This is a genomic window from Parvimonas sp. M20 (assembly GCF_035282425.1).
GTDB lineage: Bacteria > Bacillota > Clostridia > Tissierellales > Peptoniphilaceae > Parvimonas.
The window spans coordinates 1-586 of the sequence record NZ_JAYKBQ010000068.1 but is presented as its reverse complement, the minus strand read 5'-3'; the positions used below and the strand labels follow the sequence as shown (position 1 = coordinate 586).

Below are 586 nucleotides of genomic sequence, written 5' to 3'. Positions count from 1 at the left end.
GGACATATCCAAACGGTAGCCTCCCTAAGATGCCCATGCCCCAGCGTACCGGGCAAACAAAGGCCCTGTCTACAGGCTCTACCTGGCGGCACGGGCCAACTCTAGGCAAAAGAAAAGGGCAGGTCATCCCCACCCTTGTCTGGCCATAATCATGGCAGTCTCTAGCGCGTCCCTTTTGTCGTCCGTGTGGTACGCTGTGGCTTCACGTCTGTCCTTGGGTGCGTCACGGAACTCTGCTGTGTACTCGTGATAGTCCGAGTCATAGTAGACGATGACTGCATAGGTCAGAAGGACCTGATCCACCTTACGCTTGGTCATTAGAAGACCTCCTGTTCGAATGGATAGCATGCCATCAGTTCGCCATTGCTGTCCGTGATCACGATTGTTCCACGATCACCGTTGATGGTGACGTTGTAGCCCTGGTCATACCAGTCTTGGACCATCTGTAACATGTCTAAGGACTCCTCACCCTGTGTACCGTGCAAGAGAACGTCCGCGACTGTGAGAGTGTCGCACTCACTCTCACTCGCGTCTTACGCCCTTACTCTGCCGCCTGCTTCTTCAGAGGCGTCTCGAGAACGTTGCG

General features: G+C 54.8%; 2 protein-coding genes. Both read right to left on the bottom strand.

The window, feature by feature from the left end:
* Positions 1 to 123: 123 nt before the first annotated feature.
* A complete protein-coding gene (locus tag VJI93_RS08420; RefSeq protein WP_324000493.1) occupies positions 124 to 318 on the bottom strand; it encodes a hypothetical protein in 195 nt (64 codons plus the stop codon).
* A complete protein-coding gene (locus VJI93_RS08415; protein WP_324000492.1) occupies positions 318 to 452 on the bottom strand; it encodes a hypothetical protein in 135 nt (44 codons plus the stop codon). Before VJI93_RS08415 ends, VJI93_RS08420 begins: the two co-directional genes overlap by 1 nt.
* Positions 453 to 586: the final 134 nt, after the last annotated feature.